Source organism: Hydrogenophaga sp. (assembly GCF_051007235.1).
GTDB lineage: Bacteria > Pseudomonadota > Gammaproteobacteria > Burkholderiales > Burkholderiaceae_C > Hydrogenophaga.
Genome location: NZ_JBPCSJ010000014.1, coordinates 1 through 7,180, shown reverse-complemented (window position 1 = coordinate 7,180; position 7,180 = coordinate 1). Strand labels below are relative to the sequence as shown.

General features: G+C 68.8%; 8 protein-coding genes and 1 pseudogene. 2 read left to right on the top strand and 7 right to left on the bottom strand.

All coding sequences use genetic code 11. The annotated features are described in order from the left end of the window. The 5 genes and pseudogenes from ACR2JA_RS00470 to ACR2JA_RS00450 all read right to left on the bottom strand — a co-directional run. Positions 1–866: pseudogene (locus tag ACR2JA_RS00470) on the bottom strand (nitric oxide reductase activation protein NorD); the annotation flags it as partial. Then, positions 866–1,819, bottom strand: a complete 954-nt coding sequence (locus ACR2JA_RS00465) for a 4Fe-4S binding protein (protein WP_434007175.1) — start codon at positions 1,817–1,819, stop codon at positions 866–868. The gene ACR2JA_RS00465 and the pseudogene ACR2JA_RS00470, both read right to left, overlap by 1 nt. Positions 1,820–1,870: 51 nt before the next feature. After that, a complete protein-coding gene (locus ACR2JA_RS00460) occupies positions 1,871–2,677 on the bottom strand; it encodes a CbbQ/NirQ/NorQ/GpvN family protein (RefSeq protein ID WP_434007174.1) in 807 nt (268 codons plus the stop codon). Positions 2,678–2,826: 149 nt separating this feature from the next. Beyond that, positions 2,827–4,266, bottom strand: a complete 1,440-nt coding sequence (locus ACR2JA_RS00455) for a cbb3-type cytochrome c oxidase subunit I (RefSeq protein WP_434007173.1) — start codon at positions 4,264–4,266, stop codon at positions 2,827–2,829. Between the two features lie 13 nt (positions 4,267–4,279). Next, entirely contained in the window at positions 4,280–4,714 is a 435-nt protein-coding gene (locus ACR2JA_RS00450) for a c-type cytochrome (protein ID WP_434007172.1), read from the bottom strand. Positions 4,715–4,820: 106 nt separating this feature from the next. Between ACR2JA_RS00450 and ACR2JA_RS00445 the strand changes: the two genes are divergently transcribed. Further along, the gene (locus ACR2JA_RS00445) at positions 4,821–5,141 is read left to right on the top strand and encodes a metal-sulfur cluster assembly factor (protein ID WP_434007171.1); all 321 of its coding nucleotides are present in this window, start codon (positions 4,821–4,823) and stop codon (positions 5,139–5,141) included. Beyond that, the gene (locus ACR2JA_RS00440; protein ID WP_434007170.1) at positions 5,135–6,223 is read left to right on the top strand and encodes a hypothetical protein; all 1,089 of its coding nucleotides are present in this window, start codon (positions 5,135–5,137) and stop codon (positions 6,221–6,223) included. The genes ACR2JA_RS00445 and ACR2JA_RS00440 overlap by 7 nt, the downstream gene beginning before the upstream one ends. Here ACR2JA_RS00440 and ACR2JA_RS00435 read toward each other — a convergent pair whose 3' ends face one another. Further along, positions 6,224–6,499, bottom strand: coding sequence for a cytochrome C oxidase subunit IV family protein (locus ACR2JA_RS00435; protein WP_434007169.1), 276 nt, complete (start codon positions 6,497–6,499; stop codon positions 6,224–6,226). A gap of 14 nt (positions 6,500–6,513) precedes the next feature. Then, positions 6,514–7,068: a cytochrome c oxidase subunit 3 gene (locus ACR2JA_RS00430; RefSeq protein ID WP_434007168.1), complete on the bottom strand. Its 555-nt coding sequence runs from the start codon at positions 7,066–7,068 to the stop codon at positions 6,514–6,516. Between the last annotated feature and the right edge of the window lie 112 nt (positions 7,069–7,180).

Here is a 7,180-nt window from a genome sequence, read left to right as displayed (position 1 = left end):
ATGGCCAGCACGTCCATGTCGTTGGCGGCGTTCAGCGCGTTGCCGTCCTCGTCGTCGTCGCTGGCGCGGTTGACCTTGACGAACTCGCCCCAGGACAAGATGGACTCGGCGCGGAAGAACATCATCAGCGGCGCCTTGTCGCGTTCGTCCACCACGGCCTGGGCGCGGCGGCGGCGGCCGTCCTGCGCGGCGGGGCGCGGCGCCCCCGCCTCGGCCGGTTCCTGGTCACGCGCCACCGGCTGCGTGGTGGCGGCGGCGGTGGTGTCCAGCCACATCCAGACCGGCGCCACCTCATCGGGTTGCACGCCGACGGCGGCGCCCTGCCCCATCTCCAGCCGGCCGGCCAAGGCCTGCTGCACACGGCGTTCGGCCTCGGCCGCGCGGCCACGCAGGCGCGCCGGGTCGGGCCGCAAGGCGCGTTCGGCCGCCAGCAGTCGCTCAAAACGGTCGGCCAAGCCGGGGAACAACGGCAGCACGCGCTGCTGCGCGGCCAGGTTGTCGGCGATCCAGTCGCCGGAGGGTTCGATGTGGGCGGCCAGCGCGGCCAGCCACAGGTAAAGCGAGCGGTTGAGCGCTGGATCGGCGTGCACCGCGATGCTGGGCGGCAGCGACAGCGCCTCGGGTTCGAGCCGACCGGTGGCCGCGTGCGTGCCGGTGCCGGCCATCCGCTGCACCCAGTCGCGGGCGCCGCCCACGCGGCGTTCGCTGGCCGGGCTCAGCCGCACCGCGTGCGCACCGCCGGCGGCGCGGAACATCAGCGCCAGCGTGCGCTGCACCTCGCTCAGCGACACGGCGGCCGCGTCGTGCTGGCGGTGCGCCGCACGGCGAATGAAGCGGTCCCACTGTTGGCCGACCCACTCTTCCATCAGATCTTCCTTTCGAGGACGGCGGCCGCTTCGCGTTCTGCCTTGCGCTGGCGCAGGGTTTCGCGCACCGCGTCGGCGCCGACCTTCCATTCCAGCAGTGGCTCGCTGGTCTGCGCGGTCCGCGTTTCTTCACACGAATCGAGGCATTGCCCGCACTGCACGCACGAGAACATCATGCGTTTGATGTTGCGCGGGTGCAGCCGCATGGGGCAGCCGTTGTCGCACGCCGAGCCCTGCGGGTAGGCGGCGGTGGTGCAGGTGCGGCAATCGCGCGCGTTGTCGCGATCAAACGCGACCACCATGCCCTTGGGGTTGGCCATCCACACCAGGCTCTGGAACAGGCCCACCGCACAGCCGAAGCGGCAGAACAGGTGGCGTGCGAAGGCGAACTCCAGCGTGAAGATGACCGAGCCCGCGATGAGGAAACGCGCTTGGTTGGGTGTGAGCGTGCCTGCCAGCAGACCACCCCAGATCTCGGCCGGCGGCAGCAGGTAGGTCAGCAGCGTGATCGCCCACAGGAAGCCGAACACGGCGCAGAGCGTGAAAAACACCGGCCACCAGCGGGCTGAGGTCTCCACGCCGGCGCGCAAGGTGCGGTGTGGGTCCCAGATGCTGAGCTTGCCGCAGGCGCGGTGCAAGGCGGTGTTGAGCGTTTCCACCAGCGTGAAGTGTGGGCACAGCCAGCCGCAGTAAAGGCGGCCGTACTTCCAGGCCACCGCCAGGAAGGCCACGATGAGCGCGATGGCGGGCAGGAAGGCCCTGACGAAGATCTGGATCGCGGCCTGGTTGGCCGTGATCTCGCCGGAACGGAAGGCGTCGATGCCCAGGCTCCAGCGCTGGCCCAGCACCCAGAGCTGAGCCTCGTGCAGGTCGAAGCGCAGCAGGTTCAGCGCGGGAGCCAGCAGGAACAGGGCGAAAAAGCCCAGCTGGAAGAAGAGGCGGCGGCGTTGCATGGGGTGTGACAAACAGAGGAGGAAAGCGCAGCGCCGCCGCTGCAAACAGGTTCAGGTGCCGAGCATCGCCTGCACGACCTCGTCGAGGGCGGCTGCGGTTTCAAAGTCATCGGTCAGCGCATCGACGATGGCCGAGCGGCAGGCCACTTTCAGCGGCAGGCCGCTGGCCACCAGGCGCGCGGCCATCACCAGCAGGCGCGTGCTCACGGTTTCTTCCAGGTCGTGGTCGGTCAGGCGGCGCAGCGCCTCGGCCAGCTTGACCAGCCGGGTGGCCAGCGCCGGCTCGACGCCCGCTTCGGCCACCACGATGCCGCGCTCCACCTCGGGCGCCGGGTAGCCGAAGGTCAGCGCGACGAAGCGCTGGCGCGTGCTGGGCTTGAGGCTCTTGAGCAGGTTCTGGTAACCCGGGTTGTAGCTGACCACCAGCATGAAGCCCGGCGGCGCCACCAGCTGTTCGCCGGTGCGTTCGATGGGCAACACGCGGCGGTCGTCGGTCAGCGGGTGCAGCACCACGGTGGTGTCCTTGCGGGCTTCGACCACCTCGTCGAGGTAGCAGATGGCGCCGCTGCGCACCGCGCGGGCCAGCGGCCCGTCGGCCCACACCGTGCCCTGCTCGCCGATCAGGTGGCGGCCGACCAGGTCGGCCGCGCTCAGGTCGTCGTGGCAGCTCACGGTGATGAGCGGGCGCCCCAGGCGGGCGGCCATGTGCTCCACGAAGCGGGTCTTGCCGCAACCGGTGGGCCCCTTGATCAGCACCGGCAGGCGCTGGCGGAAGGCGTGCTCGAAGAGCGCGACCTCGCCGGCCTGTTCGGCGTAGAACGGTGCGTTCACCAGGTGCTGCTGTTCACTGTGGTCCATGACTGAAACACTCATTGCTGGTTGGATTGCTCAACATCTGCGACGCCCGCGACAACCCTTCCAGGGATGCCGCCGATCTGGCTTGGCCAGTCGGCTGGCATCGCCCCCTGGAGGGGGTGACGCCGAAGGCGGCGCAGGGGTGGTTCATGTCATGCAGGGCGGGCACCGAGCATGCCGCCACCAGCACCCGTCACGGTCTCGGCGCGCACCGGCTCGCCACCGATGAAGAAACTGGCGAAGTAGGTGAACTGGCCAATCAGGAAGATCACGCCACCGGCGATGCGGGTCCAGTAGAAGAAGCTCAGCTGGTCCTGCGTGGCCATGAAGCTCATGGCGCCTTCGGTGGGCATGCGTTGCAGCCACACCTGCAGGATGCCGGCGCCGGTCAGGGCCAGCACCATCACCGCCATGCCGATGGTCATGATCCAGAAGCTCCACATTTCGGTGGACTGGGCCTTGCGGCTGTTGGCGATGCGGCCGCGCAGCGTCGGCATGGCGTAGCTGATCAGCGTGATGACCACCAGCACATAGGCACCATAGAAGGCCAGGTGGCCGTGGGCGGCCGTGACCTGCGAACCGTGGGTGTAGTAGTTGACCGGGCTGAGCGTGTGGATGAAGCCCCACAGGCCGGCGCCCAGGAAGCCCATGACCGAGGTGCCCACGGCCCACAACACGGCGGCCTGGTTCGGGTGTTCACGGCGGCGGCGCTGCACCATGTTGAAGGCGAACACCGTCATCATGAAGAATGGAATCGGTTCCATGGCCGAGAAGATCGAGCCGATCCACTGCCAGTAGCCGGGCAGGCCGATGAAGAAGAAGTGGTGGCCCGTGCCCAGGATGCCGGTCATCAGCGCGAAGGCGATGATCACGTACAGCCACTTGTCGATCACTTCACGGTCCACGCCGGTGGTCTTGACCAGCACGTAGGCCAGCAGCGCACCCAGGATCAGTTCCCACACGCCTTCCACCCAGAGGTGGACAACGAACCACCAGTACATCTTGTCGCGCACCAGGTTGTGCGGGTTGACGAAGCTGAACAGGAAGAACAGCGCCAGACCCCACAGACCCATCAGCAGCACCACCGAGATGGCGGTCTTGCGGCCCTTGAGCACCGTCATGGTGATGTTGAACAGGAAGGCCAGCGCCACGATCACGATGCCGATCTTGGTCGGCAAGGGCTGCTCCAGGAACTCGCGTCCCATGGTCTGCAGCATGTCGTTGCCGGTCAGTTCGGCCAGCTTGGCGTAGGGCAGCGTGAGGTAGCCGACGATGGTCAGCGAACCGGCGGCCAGGAAGACCCAGAACAGGATCTTGGCCAGCAGCGGGCTGTACAGCTCTGTCTCGGATTCCTCCGGCACCATGTAGTAGGCCGCGCCCATGAAGCCGAACAGCAGCCACACGATCAGCAGGTTGGTGTGGACCATGCGGGCCACATTGAACGGGATGTACGGAAAAAACAGGTCCCCGATCACGTATTGCAGACCGAGGGTGATGCCGAAGATCACCTGCCCGGCGAACAGCGCCATGGCGGCGATGAAATACAGCTTGGAGACCGACTGGCTCTGGTACTTGAGTGTTGCGATGGTCATGGTGTTTCTCCGATCAGCCTTCGATGTTGGGCGGCCACTGTTCGGTGTTGATCTCGCCGGTCCACTTGAGGAACTCGACCAGGTCGTTGAGCTGCTGTTCGTTCAGGTTGAACTGCGGCATCTGGCGGCGGTGCGGTGCGCCCGTGGGCTGCGCCTGTATCCAGGCCTTGATGAAGTCGCCCCCTCGGCGCTTGTAGACGTTGCCCAGCTCGGGCGCGAAGTAGGCGCCTTCGCCCAGCAGCGTGTGGCAGCCGATGCAGTTGCGCGTCTCCCAGATCTTCTTGCCCGCGATCACCGCGGGCGTGATGGCCTTGGCGTTGGAACGCTCGGGGATGCGTTGCTCGGTGTCGAAGACGATCACCGCGAACAGCAGCGCGAAAAACAGGCTGCCTCCGTAAAACATGTTGCGGGCCATCTGCTTGGTGAACCCGCTCTGACTCTGGCTCATGGAACCCTCCATCGGTTGCGATGGGGGAATCCTCCTTTTTTGCTCGGGTATCGTCCTTGAACCAGTTCAAGGATGGGTGCAGAAGGACCCTGCACAGTGGGGCCCCATGGACACACAGCCACCGCACACCGATCTGCACACCGCCGTCATGGCCGCCCTGGCCACCGTGGACGACCCTGAAATGGGCGAGAACCTGGTGGACCTGGGGGTCGTCGGCAACGTTCACATCGACGGCAACGCCGTCAGCGTCACGCTGATTCCCACCAGCGCCACCTGCCCCATGGCCGACGTGATGGTGGACGACGCCCAGACCGCCGTGCAGCGCGCCTGCCCACCCGGCACCGCGGTGGACGTGCAGATGGACTGGGACACCGAGTGGTCGCCCGAGCGGCTGGCCCCGGCGCTGCGGGCGCGCTTCGGATGGTGACGCCGCCCCGCCCGGCGCGCGCGCCCGATCCGCTGCCCCTGCCCCGCTGGGCCATCGCCGTGGCCGCGCTCCTGGCCATCACCAACTTGCTGGGCGCCGTTGGCGGCGGCCTGGTTCGCCTCGGCAGTCTGCCCGCGCAGGACTTTGGCCCCACGGGCGCCCACGCCATCGCCGCCCACGGCGCGGTGATGATGGCCGGCTTCTTCGGCGCCCTGATCGCGCTCGAACGCGTGGTGGCGCTGCGGCGCGGCCTGTGGGTGCCGGTGCTGGCGGCCCTGGGCGGCTGGCCGGCCTGGGGCGCGGGCCTGTGGACCGCCGCGGGCGTGATGTGGGTCGGGTCGGCCGCCGGGCTGGTGTGGCTCTACGCCTGGGCCGGTTCGCACCGCGCCATGTCGCTGCCGCTGGCGGTGGAAGCCTCGGGCGCGCTGGCCCTGCTGTTGGCCAACCTCGCCTTCACCCTGGGCCAGATGGACGCCGCCCGCATCGGCTGGAGCGCCTTCCTGGTGCTCACCATCGCCGGCGAACGGCGCGAGCTCACGCGGCTGGTGAAGCTGCCCGACTGGGCGGCAAAGGCCTTCCTGCTGGTCTGGGCCGGCTCGGTGGCCGCCGTGCTGCTGGCGCTGTGGCGGCCCGGTGTGGCCGCGGTGCTGTGGTGGATCGCCATGGCCCTGCTGGCCGCCTGGCTGCTGCGCTGGGACGTGGCCACCCGGCAATGGCGCGCCAAGGGCTGGGCGGGGCACACCGCCATTTGCCTGGTGGTGGGCTACGTCTGGCTGGCGGCGGCTTCGATGCTCGGCCTGCTGGGCCAGCCCGTCGCCTGGCACGCGCTCTGGCTGGGCTTCGTCATGGCCATGGTCTTTGGCCACGCGCCCATCATGCTACCCGCGCTGGCCGGCTGGCGGCCCGAACCCACGCGCTGGGCACTGTTGCCGCTGGCGGTGCTGGGCGCGAGCCTGGCGCTGCGGGTGGTGGCCACGGTCACGGGCTGGCCTGCGGGACTGGCGGCCGCCGGGGCCGGGCACGCGCTGGCATTAGTGCTGTTCGGGGGGGTGATGGTGCGGGCGGTGCGGCGGGGCCGCTGATCAGCCGCGCAGCCCGACGCTGACCACCGCGATCAGCCCGAGCACCACCACCAGCCAGCCCATCACCGCGCGGCGCCACAGCGCGGGGGCGTGGCGCAGTTCCATGTAGTCCAGCGCGATCAGCGCGCCCTTGACGGCCGAGAGGGCGAGCACGGCAAGCGTCGCCACGGTGCCCAGGTGCTGGCCGCTGGCGGCAGCGCCCTCGCCCAGCCACCAGCTGGCCAGGGTGGCGAGCGCGAGCAGCGCGAAGACGGTGTCAGTTCTGGTGAATCGCATGAGGGTCTCCAGCTTCAGCGGATGACGTAGACCAGCGGGAACAGCACCATCCACAGCAGGTCGACCATGTGCCAGAACACGGCGCCCGAGGCGGGGGCCATGTGGTTGGACCGCCCGTAAGCGCCGTCGCGGGCCTTGAACCAGAGCACGGCGAACACGATGGCGCCCACCAGCACGTGCAGGTAATGAAAGCCGGTGAGCAGGGTGTAGAGCAGCGTGAAGGCGTTGGTGGCCCAGTCGAAGCCGGCCTGCACCTTGCCCGCAAATTCGTGGGTCTTGACCACCAGGAAGCCGATGGCGCCGGCCAGCGCAGCCAGCAACCAGTGCGAACCCGCCCTGCCCTGGTCCGCCTCGAAACAGCGCACCGCGCGCACCGCCGCCCAGCTGGCCGCCACCAGCAGCAGGGTGTTGAGCGCACCGGTGTGCAGGCTCAGCGCCGCCTGGCCGGGTGCAAACACGTCGGGCTGCAGATGCCGCGCGACCGCGAACGAGACGAACAGCAGGCCGAAGGTCAGCAGCTCGGCCAGCACCAGCAGCCAGACGATGCCGTCGCCGGCCAGGCGCGGCAAGGGCGTCTCCGGAGCGCGTGCCTCCTCCAGGGCAGCCGTGGAACCGGCTTCGCCGGGCCACTGGCTGCGTCCCCCTCCCGCAGGAGAGGGGGAAGACGCGCAGCGTCGCAGG